The sequence below is a fragment of the Rhodococcus baikonurensis genome (genome assembly GCF_040489275.1).
Classification (GTDB): domain Bacteria; phylum Actinomycetota; class Actinomycetes; order Mycobacteriales; family Mycobacteriaceae; genus Rhodococcus_F; species Rhodococcus_F baikonurensis.
This window is the reverse complement of record NZ_JBEUOQ010000003.1, coordinates 249,024-266,144: the sequence shown is the minus strand read 5'-3', so window position 1 is coordinate 266,144 and position 17,121 is coordinate 249,024. Positions and strand designations below refer to the sequence as shown.

General features: G+C 61.7%; 20 protein-coding genes and 1 riboswitch. Of the genes, 10 read left to right on the top strand and 10 right to left on the bottom strand.

Annotation, left to right across the window (positions count from 1 at the left end; all coding sequences use genetic code 11):
- Positions 1–23 precede the first annotated feature (23 nt).
- On the bottom strand, positions 24–1,022 hold the full coding sequence (locus tag ABWI03_RS08870; RefSeq protein ID WP_435054140.1) for an amino acid ABC transporter permease: 999 nt from the start codon (positions 1,020–1,022) through the stop codon (positions 24–26).
- Between the two features lie 191 nt (positions 1,023–1,213).
- Positions 1,214–1,308: riboswitch (SAM riboswitch) on the bottom strand.
- Positions 1,309–1,507: 199 nt separating this feature from the next.
- On the opposite strand from ABWI03_RS08870, the gene ABWI03_RS08865 reads away from it, so the two are divergent.
- The 8 genes from ABWI03_RS08865 to ABWI03_RS08830 all read left to right on the top strand — a co-directional run bounded on the left by ABWI03_RS08865 (position 1,508) and on the right by ABWI03_RS08830 (position 7,961).
- On the top strand, positions 1,508–2,275 hold the full coding sequence (locus tag ABWI03_RS08865) for a sulfite exporter TauE/SafE family protein (protein WP_124567849.1): 768 nt from the start codon (positions 1,508–1,510) through the stop codon (positions 2,273–2,275).
- A gap of 37 nt (positions 2,276–2,312) precedes the next feature.
- Entirely contained in the window at positions 2,313–3,128 is an 816-nt protein-coding gene (locus ABWI03_RS08860) for an HAD-IIA family hydrolase (protein ID WP_029254768.1), read from the top strand.
- A gap of 287 nt (positions 3,129–3,415) precedes the next feature.
- A complete protein-coding gene (locus tag ABWI03_RS08855; RefSeq protein WP_235171573.1) occupies positions 3,416–3,973 on the top strand; it encodes an alternate-type signal peptide domain-containing protein in 558 nt (185 codons plus the stop codon).
- 4 nt (positions 3,974–3,977) lie between these two features.
- Positions 3,978–4,544 carry a hypothetical protein gene (locus ABWI03_RS08850; RefSeq protein WP_235171572.1) on the top strand — a complete coding sequence of 189 codons (567 nt, stop codon included), beginning with the start codon at positions 3,978–3,980 and terminating at the stop codon, positions 4,542–4,544.
- A complete protein-coding gene (locus tag ABWI03_RS08845; protein WP_166810616.1) occupies positions 4,541–5,185 on the top strand; it encodes a signal peptidase I in 645 nt (214 codons plus the stop codon). Before ABWI03_RS08850 ends, ABWI03_RS08845 begins: the two co-directional genes overlap by 4 nt.
- Positions 5,169–5,771, top strand: coding sequence for a SipW-dependent-type signal peptide-containing protein (locus tag ABWI03_RS08840; protein ID WP_298782197.1), 603 nt, complete (start codon positions 5,169–5,171; stop codon positions 5,769–5,771). Before ABWI03_RS08845 ends, ABWI03_RS08840 begins: the two co-directional genes overlap by 17 nt.
- 5 nt (positions 5,772–5,776) lie before the next feature.
- Positions 5,777–7,261, top strand: a complete 1,485-nt coding sequence (locus ABWI03_RS08835) for a signal peptidase I (protein WP_353798847.1) — start codon at positions 5,777–5,779, stop codon at positions 7,259–7,261.
- A gap of 103 nt (positions 7,262–7,364) precedes the next feature.
- A complete protein-coding gene (locus ABWI03_RS08830; protein WP_166810614.1) occupies positions 7,365–7,961 on the top strand; it encodes an alternate-type signal peptide domain-containing protein in 597 nt (198 codons plus the stop codon).
- 43 nt (positions 7,962–8,004) lie between these two features.
- Here ABWI03_RS08830 and ABWI03_RS08825 read toward each other — a convergent pair whose 3' ends face one another.
- The 3 genes from ABWI03_RS08825 to ABWI03_RS08815 are packed head-to-tail and all read right to left on the bottom strand — an operon-like array spanning position 8,005 to position 10,125.
- Positions 8,005–9,228 (bottom strand): O-succinylhomoserine sulfhydrylase, encoded by a 1,224-nt coding sequence (locus tag ABWI03_RS08825; protein WP_235171569.1) that lies wholly within the window; start codon positions 9,226–9,228, stop codon positions 8,005–8,007.
- The gene (locus ABWI03_RS08820) at positions 9,225–9,653 is read right to left on the bottom strand and encodes a rhodanese-like domain-containing protein (RefSeq protein ID WP_007726822.1); all 429 of its coding nucleotides are present in this window, start codon (positions 9,651–9,653) and stop codon (positions 9,225–9,227) included. Before ABWI03_RS08820 ends, ABWI03_RS08825 begins: the two co-directional genes overlap by 4 nt.
- A 46-nt stretch (positions 9,654–9,699) precedes the next feature.
- On the bottom strand, positions 9,700–10,125 hold the full coding sequence (locus ABWI03_RS08815; RefSeq protein WP_095972415.1) for an Rv0361 family membrane protein: 426 nt from the start codon (positions 10,123–10,125) through the stop codon (positions 9,700–9,702).
- Between the two features lie 230 nt (positions 10,126–10,355).
- Here ABWI03_RS08815 and ABWI03_RS08810 point away from each other — a divergent pair, with 230 nt between their 5' ends.
- Both ABWI03_RS08810 and ABWI03_RS08805 read left to right on the top strand, forming a co-directional pair.
- Positions 10,356–11,753 (top strand): FAD-dependent oxidoreductase, encoded by a 1,398-nt coding sequence (locus ABWI03_RS08810; protein WP_353798849.1) that lies wholly within the window; start codon positions 10,356–10,358, stop codon positions 11,751–11,753.
- A gap of 109 nt (positions 11,754–11,862) precedes the next feature.
- On the top strand, positions 11,863–12,702 hold the full coding sequence (locus ABWI03_RS08805; RefSeq protein WP_298782184.1) for an amidohydrolase family protein: 840 nt from the start codon (positions 11,863–11,865) through the stop codon (positions 12,700–12,702).
- Here ABWI03_RS08805 and ABWI03_RS08800 read toward each other — a convergent pair.
- From ABWI03_RS08800 to ABWI03_RS08775, 6 genes are all read right to left on the bottom strand, one after another.
- A complete protein-coding gene (locus ABWI03_RS08800; RefSeq protein WP_050655057.1) occupies positions 12,606–13,088 on the bottom strand; it encodes a DUF456 domain-containing protein in 483 nt (160 codons plus the stop codon). The genes ABWI03_RS08805 and ABWI03_RS08800 overlap by 97 nt on opposite strands.
- A complete protein-coding gene (gene purT / locus ABWI03_RS08795; RefSeq protein ID WP_298782179.1) occupies positions 13,085–14,320 on the bottom strand; it encodes a formate-dependent phosphoribosylglycinamide formyltransferase in 1,236 nt (411 codons plus the stop codon). The genes ABWI03_RS08800 and purT overlap by 4 nt, the downstream gene beginning before the upstream one ends.
- Positions 14,321–14,360: 40 nt before the next feature.
- A complete protein-coding gene (locus tag ABWI03_RS08790; protein WP_235171567.1) occupies positions 14,361–15,866 on the bottom strand; it encodes a GGDEF domain-containing protein in 1,506 nt (501 codons plus the stop codon).
- A gap of 240 nt (positions 15,867–16,106) precedes the next feature.
- A complete protein-coding gene (locus tag ABWI03_RS08785) occupies positions 16,107–16,253 on the bottom strand; it encodes a hypothetical protein (protein ID WP_003944356.1) in 147 nt (48 codons plus the stop codon).
- Positions 16,254–16,614: 361 nt separating this feature from the next.
- Positions 16,615–16,737, bottom strand: coding sequence for a hypothetical protein (locus ABWI03_RS08780; protein WP_019749478.1), 123 nt, complete (start codon positions 16,735–16,737; stop codon positions 16,615–16,617).
- A 210-nt stretch (positions 16,738–16,947) separates the two neighbouring features.
- Positions 16,948–17,070, bottom strand: a complete 123-nt coding sequence (locus tag ABWI03_RS08775) for a hypothetical protein (protein WP_003944443.1) — start codon at positions 17,068–17,070, stop codon at positions 16,948–16,950.
- Positions 17,071–17,121: the final 51 nt, after the last annotated feature.

Genomic DNA, 17,121 nt, shown 5'->3' with positions numbered 1-17,121 from the left:
CTCTCGGAATATCGAGACGCGCATCACGAATCTCTTCGAACTTCTTGCGCGCCTTCTGTATCGGCGTCAACGGAAGGGCACGGGCAGATCCGCGGGCGTAGTGGCGCTCCACGTAGTACTGACCGATCGAGAGCAACGTCGTCAGGATTATGTACCAGATCGTGGCGCTCCACGTAGTACTGACCGATCGAGAGCAACGTCGTCAGGATTATGTACCAGATCGTGGCGACCATCAGCAGCGGCACAACTCGACCGTTGCGTCCGAAGATGACCTGCACCTGGTAGAACAGTTCGGCGATTGCCATGGTGGAGACGATGGACGTTCCCTTGAACAGTCCGATGACCTCGTTTGCCGCGTTGGGCAGGATGGCCCGCATCGCCTGAGGGAGAACGATCTTGAAGAACTGGCGACTGCGCGGAATACCGAGCGAGTAAGCAGCTTCGATCTGACCGTGATCCACCGAGATGATTCCGGAACGGATGATCTCGGCCGAGTACGCGGCCTGGTGCAGCGCCAAACCGATGACCGCTGCGGTGAATCCGCCGATCACACCACTGACCTGGAAGGTGAAGAACTCGGGCCCGAAAGGTATTCCGAGAGAAAGCGTCTGGTACAGGTACGTGATGTTGAACCAGAAGAGCAACTGCACGATGAGCGGAATGGAGCGGAAGGCCCAGATGTAGGTCCAGGCGATCACCTGCAGGACCGGGTTCTTCGACAGACGGCCGAGCGCCAGGAAAACACCGAGACCGAATCCGAGGATCGTCCCCCACAGGGTCAGTTTGATCGTCACCCACAACGCGGCGAGCACGGATTTCGCGGTGAAGTACTGCGCGAACGTCGGCCAGTCCCAGCCGGGGTTGACGACGAGTCCGTGAATGAATTGGGCAAGCAGTACCAGTACGACCGCGCTGATCACCCAGCGCAGCGGGTGCCAGGTACGAGCAACGACAAGCTCCGAGTCGGGAAGTTGCGGCTCGGCCACCGACTTTTCGGGGCGGACATCGGTGGGCGCGCTCACGGCGCACTACCTGACGGAGTGGACATCACGAATAGACCTTTCGGGAAATGGGAACGCAGCTGTGTGCTCGAGTAGATGCACTCGAGTTACGAAGACGACAGTTCGGTCAGCGACAGTGACACGAAGCCGTGCGGCACAGATCGATGTGACGGCGCCTGTGCGGAGCGTGCGAAGTGGAACCCATGTGATGCCTTCCATCGGTCCTGGCGGTAGCACCCGCTCCCGATCACTCGGGGGGTTGCTGCGACGTCGACGAGCCAGGTCTCTCGGTCGCTCTGGATGGTGAGCAAAGACTAGACGCGAATTGCCGAGTCGTCAAATGTTGTATTTCCCTGCACTGCAAGGGAAATGAAAGGTCGATCAGGTTGAAATCGCACTGATTTCAACGGTGCCCAAAGCCTTGACCGCCGTGTTGAATGGAGTGTTCGAATGAAGACCGGGACCGCCGTCCGGAGCGACTTCGCATCTGCCGTACCGTCTGCGGAGTGAGTGGACTCGACGCTTTCTTCATCTTGTTGGCCGGCATCGGCGCGGGCGCGATCAACGCCGTCGTCGGCAGTGGAACACTGATCACGTTCCCCACCCTGGTCGCCTTCGGCATGCCACCGGTCACCGCGACCATGTCCAACGCGGTCGGACTGGTCGCCGGCGGAGTGTCGGGCACATGGGGCTATCGGCGTGAGTTGTCCGGGCAGTGGGAACGCCTGCGCTGGCAGATTCCGGCGTCGCTCGCCGGGGCACTACTCGGCTCGTGGTTGCTCATGCATCTACCCGAGAAACTGTTCGAAACCATCGTGCCGGTGCTGTTGATCCTGGCTCTCGCACTCGTCCTCCTCCAACCACGCATCCAGGCTTGGGCGAAGAAGCGTTCCACCGAGGAAACGACGCTGTCCACCACAAGGCTGATGCTCCTGACCGCCGGAACCTTTGCAGTCGGCATCTACGGCGGCTACTTCACTGCCGCGCAGGGCATCCTCCTCATCGGTGTGATGGGTGCCATCCTCCCGGAAACCCTCCAGCGCATGAACGGCGCGAAGAACCTGCTCTCACTGCTCGTCAACATCGTTGCAGCGGGGATGTACATCACCCTGGCTTTCGACCAGATCAATTGGGCAGCAGCCGGTTTGATCGCCGTCGGGTCACTCGGCGGTGGCGTTCTGGGTGCTCGCTACGGACGGCGCCTGTCCCCCACCGCACTTCGCTACACGATTGTCGCCGTCGGTCTGATCGGGCTGTGGCGACTTCTCGCTTGACCGCCCACATCGGGCGGCTCCCGCACATACTGGAGACATGACCAGTACAGAAGATCAGACCGGTTGGACCTACCTCATGGACATGGACGGGGTTCTCGTCCACGAGGAGCACTTGATACCCGGAGCGGACACGTTCCTGGCAGAGCTGGCGTCGAACGACATCCCGTACATGGTGCTCACCAACAACTCCATCCGCACCCCGCGTGACCTGCGAGCACGCCTGCTCAATTCGGGTCTCGACATCCCGGAGAAGTCGATCTGGACGTCAGCGCTCGCTACCGCGACGTTCCTGGCCAACCAGCGGCCAGGCGGCAGCGCCTACGTGGTCGGCGAATCGGGCCTGACCACTGCCCTGCACGATATCGGTTACGTCCTGACGGACAGTGACCCCGACTACGTCGTCCTCGGTGAGACGCGCACGTACTCGTTCGAGGCGATCACCACCGCGATTCGCCTGGTCGAGCGTGGTTCGCGGTTCATCGCCACCAACCCCGACGCGACCGGACCGTCGCGCGACGGCTCGCTGCCGGCCACCGGCTCCGTCGCCGCCCTCATCACCAAGGCAACCGGGCGCGATCCCTACTACGTCGGCAAGCCCAACGCTTTGATGATGCGGTCGGCCCTGCGGTCCATCGGCGCTCATTCGGCCAACACATTGATGATCGGTGACCGCATGGATACCGACATCGTCTGCGGCCTCGAAGCCGGACTGCAGACGATTCTGGTGATGACCGGGATCTCGACCCGCGCGTCGGTGGAGCTCTTCCCGTACCGACCCACAGTCGTTCTCGAGTCGGTCGCCGATCTTGTAGGAATGACAACCGATCCATTCCGTAGTACCGCAAACAATTGATTCAATTGCAAAACAAAACCGCGAGTCGGTAATTAACTGGTAAAAAACACTAGATTTGCCAGGATCCGACTCGTCCACTTTGTCCAGATGGACAAACAAGCGGTTTCTTTCGTAGGAAGATTGCGTACTGATAGTTATTCGCAGGTCAGAGGCGAATACACCCCCGTCGATAGGTGGATCACAGTCCAAAAAGAAATTTGAGATAAAGTAGTAACGAATCGTTTGCCGTGGCTGATACTCATGTCTGAACGACCCATTTCGGGTCCCAGACATGAAATGAGATTTTCATGAAGAAGCAGACCAAGGGCGCGATCGCTGCTGCGGCGGCCGGCGCCCTCCTCCTCGGCGGTGCGGGCTCGCTCGCTGTGTGGAGCGACTCGGCCGACGTCAGTGGCGGCGGACCCGTCACTTCCGGTGCACTCGACCTGAGCGCCTGCGCACCGGTCGGCGGCGGTTGGAACTCCCTCAATCCGACGAAGACCGCGATCACCAACATCTCGGCTTACCGCATCGTCACGACCGAAAGCATCGAATACACCTGCGACGTCACAGTGACCGCGGTGGGCGATCGTCTCGCGGCTGTTCTGACCGCTGATACGGCCGGCATCGTCCCCGGAGCCAACAGTTCCGAACTTGCCGCCGCTGTACAGCCGGTTACGACCATCAAGGACGCTGGTGGCAACCCGATTTCCCAGATCACCAAGGTGCAGAACGGCACGATCGTGCACGTCGGAGTCCGTCTGAACTTCACCGAGGTGGCCAACCAGGTCGCGCAGAACCAGTCGCTGAACTTGTCAGCGATGAAGCTGGTCGTCACTCAGACAGCACTGACACCGGCTCCGTAATTTCATGAGGAAAAAGGTCTGGGGAGCGATCGCAGTCGCGGTGGCTGCTGTAGCGGTGTTCGCATCGTCACAGCAGTCGCTCGCGCTGTGGTCCGATTCGGCGAGCGCGAGTGGTGGGACCGCAACCGCTGCCAGCGTCAACCTCACCGTTGGTACATCGGCCGGAACCAGTGCGGCGTACACCCTGGCAAATTTGACGACGGCCACGACGCCTGTGGTCCCAGGAAACACGGTGCAAGCTCCGCTCACCGTCAAGAATTCGGGGTCTGATCCTCTGCAGTGGCGAATGCAGTCGACGAGCGCACTTCCGGGATTCACGTTGACCACGTACGGAGTCGCCAACGAAGGCGCCTGCCCGGCCGGCGTCAACACCGCGGCTCCGGCAGTGACCCCACTGACGTCCGGATCGATGAATGCATCGCTGCAGTACCCGGTTTCCCCCGCGTACATGCTGACTCCGCTCGCGGCCGGTGGCACCTACGTCCTGTGTCTGCGGCTCACGGTGGAGGTTGGTGCGGTTTCCGGTCAGACGAACAACGCCACCTTCACGTTCCAGGCAGGTCCGGTATGACAAAGCACTCTACGAAGCGCATCGAACGTACCGGCCCGCTCTGGTGGGTCACCTCTATCGTCAGTTGGACACTGCTGCTGGCAATTTCGGCAGTCATCGTCGCAACCATTGTCGTCCCCTTCTTCGCGGGAGCGCAGCGCTTCACGATTCTGACCGGTTCGATGCGCCCGACGTACAACCCTGGATCACTGGTCGTCGTCAAACCTGTCGATCCGTCCGAACTGGGGATCGGTACACCTATTACGTACCAGCTGGAATCGGGTCAGCCGACCGTCGTCACGCACCGAATCATCGCCACAAGTGAAAACCAAAAGGGTGAACGAACTTTCATCACCCAGGGCGACGCGAACGGTGAACGCGACGAGAAAGAAGTACGGCCAGTACAGATCCGGGGAAAGGTCTGGTACAGCCTTCCGTATCTCGGCTACGTCAACACCTGGCTCACCGGAGAGCAGCGCACCGTGATCGTGGTGATCGTCGTGACGGCACTACTGCTGTACGCGGCCTACATGATGATCAGCGGCATCCGTGACGGCCGGAAGGAGCGAGCTCGTGCCCGATTGGCTCCTGACCCTGCAGCTTCCAACCTCATCGACTCCGCCCAGATCGAGAAAGGCCAGCACGATGCCCTCGCGCCCTGACCGTCCGGCTCACCGGATTCGTCACCTGTTGACCAGCACGCGCTTTCGCGCGCTGCTCGCGCTGGGGATGGTGCTTGGTGTCGGCGGAGTGACCACGCTCGCGGCCTGGACGTCTTCCGCGACTGCGACTTCGGGAAACATCACGACCGGGTCGATCAACCTGCAGTTGAACACCACAACGCAACCCGCGCTGACCACAACACTGAACTTCACCCAACTCGGCAAAACTGGGATGCTTCCCGGCGACTCGAACTCCGCCATCCTCAAAGTCAACAACGTGGGGGCAGGCGTGAATCTTCCTCTGAAATACACGATAACTTCCACCAGCGCCGGCGCACTGACGACCTACTTGCGGATGACTGTGTCATCGAACGGAACTGTGGCCAACAAATGCACAGATGGCAGCAATGTGGTGTCGTCCTTACCCCTGACCCTCACCGTAAGTCAGGCGGTCGGTGCGCCCGACCGTTCTCTGGCTATCGGGGCAACCGATAATCTTTGTGTCTCGGTGACGCTTCCGACGAGTCCGACCCCACCGACGAACAGCTCGTCGAGCATCGTCCTGAACTTCTCGGCAAAGGTGTGAGCGCCGTGTCACGACACACGAAGATGTCACCGAAAGCCTCGACGCCACGACGGATTCACGAACTTCTGCTCACGCTCGGTGCCCTCGCCGGTCTGGCATCCATCGGATTGTTCATTGCCGGCTTCGCTTTCGGTATCACGCCGCTGATCTTCAAGAGCGGATCGATGTCTCCCACGATCGAGACCGGCGCTCTGGCCTTCGCGCGTACCGTGCCTGCTTCGGAAGTTCAGGTCGGTGACATCGTCAGTGTCTACGACAACCAAGACGTTCGAATCACCCATCGTGTCGAGACGATCGAGCAGCAAGGCAACAATCTTGCAATTGCACAGCTGCGCGGCGACGCAAATCCCGTCACAGATCCAGATCCTTACGTCATCACCGAAGCGGATCGAGTTTTCTTCAGCGTCGACCGACTCGGCTATGCCGCAGTCTGGTTGTCAGGGCCGAGCGGCATTGTCCTCGGTGCGATTGCCGTCGGGGGACTGCTGTACATAGCATTTCGCCCCCGAAAGAAAGCGGATGAAGGGGAACCCAGGCTGGATCGTCAGGACGCGCACGGCGATTCCCACGCCTTCAAGGCAATCGTCGCATTGGCAACGGTCGGTCTCAGCGTGACGGGCATTGCGAACATAGGCGGAACACAGGCCGCCTTCACGGGCACGGCGACAGCGGGAAGCATTTCGTTCACCACTGCTGCAAGCTTTCCGAATCCTCCCGCGTCAATGACCTGCTCGGACAAGGGAACTTCCGTCCTGCTCGCTTGGCCTGGCGTTGCCACGGATACATTTCGAATCATCGTCCGAAACGCAACCAACACCACCCAACCTCCGCTGATCAGAGACGTGACCGGCCTCTCGACGACCCTGACGTTGTCCGATCTGCCGAGCGGCGGGATTCTCCTGTCGAACACGAACTACGACGTCGAATTACACGGACTCGTTGGAACTTACGTGACACCGGAATACACCGGGTACCGCATCAGCAGTTCGACACTGCTCATCATCCTCAATGACATGGCGTGTGTATCCGGACCCACGAGCGGAACCACGGCAGCCTCAGCACCGGCCGCTCGTTCGGCGCTGGTTGCACAAGCTCCGAGTGCGACGACCACCACTTCCACCGCAGCAGTCAGTTCGACCACACCTTCACCCACGACTACTCCGAGCGCATCAACAACCTTGCAGGCCACGACAACCACCAGCACAACTACACCTTCGACAACCACCTCGTCACCGACTACAACTACGGCGCCCCCGACAACGACAACGACAACGACAACGACAACGGTGCCACCGATCACGACCACCCCGAGCGAGGTTCCCATCGGTGCCCCGGCAACCACGACCGGCCTCAGCGCCCAGAAGCTCTCGACTGCCAGTGGAAACGTTGTGTCCGTGTCGAATTCATCAGGCACCGAGGTGTATCGGGGTGCCGTGGACAATGACGCTGTACTGCATTGGCTCACCGGTACCGATCAGTTGTACACGTGATCACCACGTCCGGAGTCACCGTCATCGACACATCAACGGGAGTCTGGGCCGAATCTCCTGCCCCGAGCGAACTTCCGGACGAAATCAAGGCGCTGGTGCCGTGATGAAGAAGACGACGAAGGCTGCAATGGCAGTCGCCGCGGCCGGAGCTGTATTGCTCGGCGGTTCGGGCACATTGGCGAAGTGGACGGACAGTACGACCCTGACGAGCGCCGCTGTGCAATCCGGAACCCTCGACCTGGGTGCGTGCGTGACCACCAACGGCGGGGGATGGTATTCGCAGGTCTACGTCAACGCGCCGACCAACCCCAACCCACTCGTGGCCATCCCGAACATCGCTACCTACCGTCTCAAGCCTGGCTTCAACTACACGTATTTCTGCGATTCGAAGGTACTTGCCACCGGCCCACGCCTGAAAGCGAACGTGACAGTCGACAAGACCAAGCTCAGCGGTGGTCTCGCAACCGCCAATGTCGACCTTCGCACGTACGTCACGGATCAGAACAACAATCTGATGTACGACAGCACGGCACCGACGCCGAATCTCATAGCGGTCACGTCGGCCTTGAACAACACCAATCTGACGGCGCAGGTGCTGTTCACGATTTACCCGAGCGATACCACCAGCTCGGGACTCACGATGAATACGACGGCGTTGACGATCGACGTCAAACAACTGGGTCTCACGCCTGCACCGTAGAACGCCTTGCCGACGAAAGTTCGAGGCAAGGCGCTCTACGGGTTCAGCCGAGAGCTCGCTTCAAATCAGCCAACAGATCGCCCGTGTCCTCGAGCCCGACGGACAGCCGCACAACGCCGTCCGTAATACCCACCGCTGCACGGCCTTCCGGACCCATGGCCCGGTGCGTTGTCGTGGCGGGGTGAGTGATCAACGACTTGGAATCTCCCAAGTTGTTGGAGATGTCGATGACCCGCAGCGCGTTGAGAACCTCGAACGCCCGCTTCTTGCCCTCACCGTCAGGCGCATTGAGCTCGAACGTGACTACAGTTCCGCCGCCGCTCATCTGAGACTTCGCGAGCTCGTGCTGCGGGTGCGAAGTCAGGTACGGATACTTGACCCACTTGACGCCGGAGTGTCCTTCGAGGAATTCGGCGATCTCGAGGGCCGAGGCTACGGAGTGCCGAATGCGGACCGGCATGGTCTCGAGACCCTTGAGCAGCGTCCAGGCGTTGAACGGGCTGAGCGCAGGACCGGTGTGCCGCATCAGTTCTCGAACGGGACCGCTGATGTATTCCTCGGTCCCGAGGATCGCGCCACCGAGCACGCGGCCCTGACCGTCGATGTGCTTGGTGCCGGAGTACACAACGACGTCGGCTCCCAGATCGAGGCTGCGCTGCAGGAGCGGCGTCGCGAAGACGTTGTCCAGCACTACCTTTGCACCGGCAGCATGAGCAAGCTCCGACACCCGTCGAACGTCGACGAGAGATTGCATCGGGTTGGACGGAGTCTCGAAGAACACGGCAGTGGTCGGCACCGACAGCGCCTCTTCCCACTGCGCGTTGTCCTCACCGTCGACGAAAACAACCTCGACGCCCCAGCGCGGAAGGATCTCGTTGCACACCACGAAGCAGGATCCGAAGAGGCTGCGCGCGGCAACCAATCGGTCGCCGTTGGCCAACAGTGCGCCCAACGCCGTGAAGACTGCCGACATTCCGCTGGCCGTCGCAAAGCACGCTTCTGCACCTTCGATGAGACGCAGACGCTCTTCGAACATCTTGACGGTCGGGTTGCCGTAGCGGGAGTAGACAAAATGATCCACCTCGCCGGTGAAGGCTTGTTCGGCGGCTTCTGCACTCTCGTAGACGAATCCGGAGTTGAGGAACAGAGCTTCGGAAGTCTCCTCGAACCCGGTGCGCATCAGTCCGCCGCGAACACCGAGGGTGCCGAGACCGACGTCGTCCGGCAGCGCTCGTTGAAATGCGCCGCCCTGGGGAATTCCGCTCACTGCTGCCTCCACGGCAAGCCGATGGCCCGCCAACCTACAAGTCCGCGATGCCCGTCGGCGCCCAATGCGCCTTCGAACCCGTCGAGCACGTTGTACGACGGGCCGATACCCGCCGCAGTCGCAGCTTCCGCCGCACCGATGGAACGCTGTCCGGATCGACACAGGAAGATCACCGGACGCTCCGACCCGGAGGAATCGGCGGTGATGCCGGCTTCCTTCAACTGGTCGACGAAGTTGTCATTGCGCGCGCCGGTCGGGTGGCTCACCCATTCGATCAGTGCGGCCTGCTTGCCGAGGGAGGAAACATCGGGGACACCGACGTACTTCCACTCCGCATCGGTCCGCACGTCGACCAGCACGGCGTCGGGGTTTTCGCGGAGCAGCTCCCAGGCTTGCTCCGGCGTCAGATCGCCTGCGTAACTCACGTAGTCCATGTTTTCACAAGACTGCCGCGAGCGCCTGAGCGGGCCGTCAGTTACAGACGACCCAACGGTTGCCGTCACGGGTCAGGGCCCAGGTCGAGACTCGCTCGCCCGCTCCGCCACCGGTGATCGTCACGTCGGCCCGTGCACGATCGCCGTTGACCACGACCCCGTCCACACCCTTCAGTTCGACGGTTCCGTCGACGTCGGCCATCGGACCGTTGCTCGAATTGAAGCTCGCGCAGGTCAGGGTCTTGATCGTCTCCGCGTCATTCCGATTCTCGGCATCGACGTAGTCGGTGACGGAGCGACTCACGCGGTCCGACTCGGTGACGTTCTCCTCGGCCGGCGAGATCCACGACGCGACGAAGATTCCACCCAGGATCAAGGCGACGATGGCGACAGCCAAGAGGAACGGCCCCGCAGACGCCTTCTTGCCATCGATGTTGTCGGATTCGCGAAGCTCGTCACTCATAGCGCCAATACTCCCCCACAACTTGAAGTTGTGGGGCGTCAAGGAGCAGGCCCCTACCCCGAATACCCGAGACAACGGGAGAATGGGAAGAAAGAATAGGTTTACCCACAACCGATCGAGTGAGAGTGTGGATCCGTTCGGCCGCAACCGAGGCGCTGTGCTTAGGTTCGGCTAAATTGGATACTTGTCGATATGTTGTCCGAACTTCGAAGAAGGTAGCTGTCCTCACGATGACTGACTCCAACCGCCCACTCCGGGTCGCGATCGTCGGCGCCGGCCCTGCCGGCATCTACGCCGCCGACGCCCTCATGAAATCCGACACCGCAGTCTCCGGCCGCGGCGTCAGCATCGACCTCTTCGAGCGCATGCCCGCGCCCTTCGGCCTGATTCGTTACGGCGTCGCGCCTGATCATCCGCGCATCAAGGGCATCATCACCGCCCTGCACAAGGTGCTCGACAAGCCTCAGGTACGCCTGCTCGGCAACATCGACTACGGCACCGACATCACCCTCGACGACCTGCAGTCGTTCTACGACGCGGTCATCTTCTCCACCGGCGCCAACGCCGATCGCGCGCTCGGCATCCCGGGTATCGAACTCGACGGCAGCTATGGCGCGGCCGACTTCGTCTCCTGGTACGACGGCCACCCCGACGTGCCGCGTACGTGGCCGCTCGAGGCCGAGAAGGTCGCCGTCCTCGGCGTGGGCAACGTTGCGCTCGACATCGCCCGCATACTCGCCAAGACCGGTGACGAACTGCTGCCGACCGAAATCCCCGCGAACGTCTACGAGGGTCTCAAGAACAACAAGGCCGTCGAGGTTCACGTCTTCGGACGCCGCGGCCCGGCCCAGGCCAAGTTCACGCCTCTCGAACTGCGCGAACTCGACCACTCGCCGACCATCGAGGTCATCGTCGACCCCGAGGACATCGACTACGACGAGGGTTCCGAGCAGGCTCGCCGCAACTCCAAGCAGGTCGATATGGTTGCGAATACCCTGCAGGACTGGGCAATTCGCGATGTCGGAGCCCGTCCCCACAAGCTGTTCCTGCACTTCTTCGAGTCTCCCACGGAGATCCTCGGTGAAGACGGCAAGGTCGTCGGCCTGCGCACCGAGCGCACCCAGCTCGACGGAACCGGCAACGTCAAGGGCACCGGCACGTACAAGGACTGGGATGTCCAGGCCGTGTACCGCGCCGTCGGTTACCTCTCGCAGAACATCACGCAGCTGCCGTTCGACGACCAGGCAGGCACCGTTCCCAACGACGCCGGACGCGTCGTCGCCGACGACAACGCCGAGGGCGCAGCCCGGTTCATGCCGGCCACCTACGTCACCGGCTGGATCAAGCGCGGCCCCGTCGGCCTCATCGGCCACACCAAGGGTGACGCCAACGAAACCGTCGCGAATCTTCTCGAGGATTCCGTCGACTTCGCCGGCGCCGCGAACCCCGACGAGAACGCCGTCATCGAGTTCCTCGAAGGCAAGCAGGTGCCGTACACGACTTGGCAGGGCTGGTACCGCCTCGACGCGCACGAGCGCAGCCTGGGCGAGCCCGAAGGCCGTGAGCGCATCAAGGTGGTCGAGCGTCACGACATGCTGAAGGCGTCGGAGCCCGACCGCGCGAACTGAGTGCGCAGAAGTAACTGAACACAAGCCCTCCACCGGCCCGACGCGACCCAGGTCACATCGGGCCGGTGGTGTGTGCGGGGACCCAAGGCAACAGGGCAAAATAGACCCCGTGTTTGACGCCCATGTGCATATCATCGACCCGCGCTTCCCGCTGGTCGAGAATCACGGGTACCTGCCTGAGCCCTTCACCGTGGCCGATTACCGGGCCCGGATTGCCTCGCTGAAGGGCCTGAGTGTGGACGGCGGCGCGGTGGTGACAGCGTCGTACCAGGGCAATGACCAGGAATACCTGAAAGCCGCATTGTCCGAGCTCGGCGAAGGCTGGGTGGGCGTCACTGCTTTGCCACTCGATGCGACGGACGAAGACATCGTTGCTCTGGACGCGCTGGGAGTGCGCGCCGTCCGGTTCAATCTGCGCCGAGGCGCCACCGACCTGCGTCTGCTCGCCGATCTCGCCAATCGCGCATTCGATCTGGTGGGCTGGCACGCCGAGTTCTACGTCGATGCCACGCTGTTGCTGTCGTTGGAACCCGTCTTCGCCAAATTGCCGGCGGTGAGCATCGACCACTTGGGAATGTCCACCCGCGGGCTGCCGTATCTCCTCAACCTCGTCGACCGCGGAGTACGTGTCAAAGCCACCGGGTTCGGCCGCACCACCATCTCCGACGTCAGCGATGTGCTTCGCCAGATCCACGCGGTCAATCCCGCTGCGCTGATGTTCGGCACCGACCTGCCCGGTACCCGGGCACGTCGAGCGTTCGAGGTCCACGACCTGGACGTGATCGCCGATGCCGTCGGCGACGACCTGTCCGCGGTCATGTGCGACAACGCACGCTCCTGGTACCGCTGCGCTCAAGTGAACGCGACGGCTCCCAACCACAGCCCCGCGGCGATCAGCGCTCCGAACAGTTCCACCAGCATGGACAATCCGACTGCCTTCACCGCGTGAAGCGTCGACGACCAGGCGATGTCGTAGCGACGCAGCCGCGCTAGTTCCGCGAAGTAGGTTCCGACGATGAACCCGAGGAACAACCCCACGACCGGGATCACGAAGAACCCGATGATGCCGACGACGCCGCCGACCACCACCGACAGGTTGGGCACGCCCCCGGACTTCATCCGCTTGCCTGGCCACGTGTACTTCACGATCCCGGTGACCACCAGCGCCAGCGTGGACAGCGCGAACACCGTCCACGCCGTCGCGCCACCGGTCATGATCGCCCACACGAGAATTGCGGCGAAAACGAGAAGTGTCCCGGGGAGAATCGGAACGACGACCCCGATCAGACCGACCAGGATGACCAGCCCGACGAGGACCTCGGCCACAGGACTCATCCGACGGGACGCACCTTCGACGCGGCTTCGCGAGCACGGGCGCGTGCAGTGGGCACATCGGCGGCCGTCGACACGGCAACACCCATGCGACGACGCGTGAAGCTCTCCGGCTTGCCGAATAGCCGCAGGTCCGTCTCGGGAACCGCGAGTGCCTCGGCGACACCGTCGAATCCGATTCCCTTTGCCTCCACGCCGCCGTAGATCACCGCCGACGCTCCCGGGGCCGTGAGAGTCGTGTCGACCGGCAAGCCCAGGATCGCGCGGGCATGCAGCTCGAACTCCGAGAGTCGCTGCGTCCGCAGGGTCACCAATCCGGTGTCGTGCGGCCGTGGGCTCACTTCGGAGAAGTAGACGTCGTCGCCCTTCACGAACAGCTCGACGCCGAAGATGCCTCGCCCGCCCAGAGCCGTGGTCACCTTCTCGGCGACGTCCCGCGCCGACGCGAGGGCAGCCGCGGACATCTGCTGCGGCTGCCACGATTCGATGTAGTCGCCGGCCTCCTGCAGGTGCCCGATCGGCTCGCAGAACGACGTTTCGACCTGACCGCTCTCCCCGACGGCGCGAACCGTCAATTGCGTTATCTCGTAATCGAAATCGACAAAGCCCTCGACGATCACCCGGCCGTGATTAACACGACCTCCGGCCATCGCGTAATCCCATGCGGCGTCGAGATCTTCGGCGGATCGAACCGTCGACTGTCCCTTTCCCGACGAGGACATGACTGGCTTGACGACGCACGGGAAACCGATTCGGTCTGTCGCTGCCTGTACTTCGGCAAGCGAGTCCGCGAAGGCGTACGGCGAAGTGGGCAGGCCCAACTCCTCGGCCGCGAGCCGACGGATTCCCTCACGGTTCATCGTGAGCTGAGTGGCGCGGGCGGTCGGAATGACCACCGCCCCTCCGCGGTCTTCGACGAGTGCAAGCGCATCCGTCGCGATGGCCTCGATCTCGGGCACCACGAAGTGAGGCTTTTCCAACTCGATGACGGCAAGCAGCGCTTCCGGATCGGTCATGTCGACAGTGTGAGCACGGTGGGCCACCTGATGCCCTGGGGCGTCGGGATAGCGATCCACCGCAATCACTTCGACGCCCAGACGCTGCAGCGCGATGACAACTTCCTTACCCAACTCGCCTGATCCCAACATCATCACGCGAATGGCGTTCTCGGTCAGTGGGGTCCCGAATCGGAGTGGGAGGGTCGGCAGGTGCGAAGGCGTCGAATCAAGCTGCATGGGTGCGACTATATGCCAATCCCGATGCAGGTCAGCGCAGTTATCCGCCGTCGACCACGCCTTCGCGGTCAAACCCTCGCCTGATCGTTCGAGGTACCGCTGGCTTGCGATAGGTGCGGGTGGCCGTGGTCGGCTCGGAATTCTGTTGCGGCACGGCGTCGTTGCCGACGTTGCGCACTTTCACGAGATTGCGTCCGGCACGCTTGGCGTCGTACAGAGCCTCGTCCGCGACGCTCATGAGGGTGGCCAAGGCGGGCGTCGCGTGATCAACCCACGCGACGCCGACACTGACCGTGCTCGTCACATCTGATTCGGCCGAGTACTCGACCTGCGCGCCGCGGACGGCCTCGGCGACGTCGACTGCTCGGGCAAAGCTGCAGTCCGGAAGCAGAATGGCGAACTCCTCGCCGCCGAGCCTTCCGATCAGATCGCCGTCCGACAATCGGTCAGCGGCCCGTTCGGCGAAATTCGCGAGAACGCTGTCACCGGTCATATGTCCATGCGTGTCATTGATGCTCTTGAAGTGGTCCAGGTCGAGCATCAGCAGGCCGACCGGGGACTGCGCTCGGGCCGCGTCGGCAAGTTCCGATTCCGCATGTCCGAGAAAAGCACCGCGCGAGAGGACTCCGGTCAGATGGTCGAATTCGACAGCAAGGAAAAGCTCACGCTCGGCAGCGCGACGTTCCTCGGTCGCACAGGCAACCGCGATCGGCCCCAACGCGATCAACGTGACCGCAATGGAGGTGATGACGTCCTCGTTCCAAGTCGACGCGGCTTGATCTCCGATATCGAGTCGACCGCTACCCGCCATCATGAGTGACCACACCGACCAGACCACGGAAACGAAGGCAGTGCTCGGAACCGAGATGCGAGTGGCGCACCACAGGAGAGCTGGAATCGGCAGGACCAGCGCGATCGGCCCTTCGATGCTGAGGGCGATCGGTACGCAGGCTGCAGTGGCGAGTAGCGGAACGCTCATAGCGGCGACAGTTCTGGCCGTCAGTTTGGTGCGGAACTCGGCAAGGCTCGACGGGATGGTGAGAGTCAGAATGAGAGGAAGGACCAGCAGGTACGCCATGACCTCGGTGGCACCCCAGTGGACAAACGTGTCGGTGAAGGACTGACCGCGTAAGAGCCGGTCCAAGGCGCCGGCGGTGGCCGCGGTACCAGTCGCCGCGACGAACGAGACGAAGACCATCCACACCAGTGACTGCGAATCGACCAATCGGAACGGTGTTCGCTTCAAGTAGTACAGAACAAGAACACCGACTGTGACTCCGGTGAGGTTCGCCCCGTTCAACTGCAGGGCAAGCGACAGCGAATTGCCGGTGATCAGGTCAGCGCAGACGTATCCGACGGCCGCAGCGATCCACGTTCGCCATTCGATCAGGACCGGCCATCTGACCATCATTCCCAGCAAAATGGCGTTGGCGCACCAGAATGTCGCGAGCAAACCTGGTGGGCGGGTGAGGATGCCGATCAACGAAGCCGCAAGCACGACGGCCAGCACTAGGAGAAGGCGCAGAAAGCGACTCGTCCCTACCATGCGTCACCTCGCGGTCGGCTACCTCTGAATTCGGGAGCACCGGACGTCGCGGTGACCGTATGCCGATGTCGTCGAACCATCGTACGCAGGTGCTGCCACTCGCAGTTCTGTGTTCACATGCCAAAAGGGCAACTACGAATATCTCCGCAAACACGGGTGCCCTCCGGCCACGACAGTGGACAGAGGGCACCTGCATGCAATCCGATTGGCAGAGCCGAATGACCCTGCCGGAAGGGATGACTACTCGGCGGATCCGCTGGACAGACCCGAGAGTGAACCGGTGGACGAGCCCTCGCCCTCGCCGGACAGCGATTCGGTGGGAACGGACTTGAGGAAAGCTCCGAGCGCGGTGAGCAGGGGTCCGAGGGTGCTGAGTGATCCGAACATAGGAGGTTCTCCTGTATGTGAGGTGGTGTGGTGTTCCAGCGCCATTCCGGCCGCAGGCGGTGGCCGAGATGGTTCGGGAACTTCTGCCGCACGGATGGCTGAACCGCCCCCGAACAACATCCCGAGCTGTGACGTAGCGCACTACCGTGGCGCTGACTGCATTTATAGACCGGCTACCGACACTTGTCTAGCTACCAAATAGCTACCAAGGTGAACGACCAGTAACACTTTCAGTCATAATTGCAGTTCAGGGCGCACATCTACTGTTCGATCCCTGCAAAAATGTGATTTAGCTCACATTATAAATGCGGAAAGTGTGACTCGCAGACAACTGCGAGCCACACTTTCGGACAAACGGGACTTACTTGTCAGCCGCCGATCCGGTCCCAGGGGTGAGCGAGCCACCACCGAGCGCCGTGAACAGGTCCTTGAGTACCGGAATGAACGTCTTGACGACGCCGCTGAAGTCTTCGAATGAACCCATGTCGGGTCTCCTTATGTCGGGATGCAGTTGAAAAGAAGTTGGGACCGAGAACTACTCAGCAGTGGAACCGGCCGAACCCGAGTCGTCTGCCGATCCCGCGTTCAACTTGGTCACGAATGCGAGAACGCTCTTGAGGAAGGCGTCGAGATTCTGAATTGAGGTCATGCGACTACTCCTGTGTTGTTTCGGAAGATTTCCAGCGGTCGAACGTCAGGAGTTCGAGCTCGCGGTGTCCAGTCCCTGAAGGGTCTTGAGCATGTTGACCAGGGGAAGAAGCTGGAGAATGCCCCAGCCCATACCGTTGGCCTTGAGAAGGTTTCCGAGGGATCCCATGTGTGACTCCTTGCATGAATATCTATGACGCGGCGCACGTTTTGTTCGCTC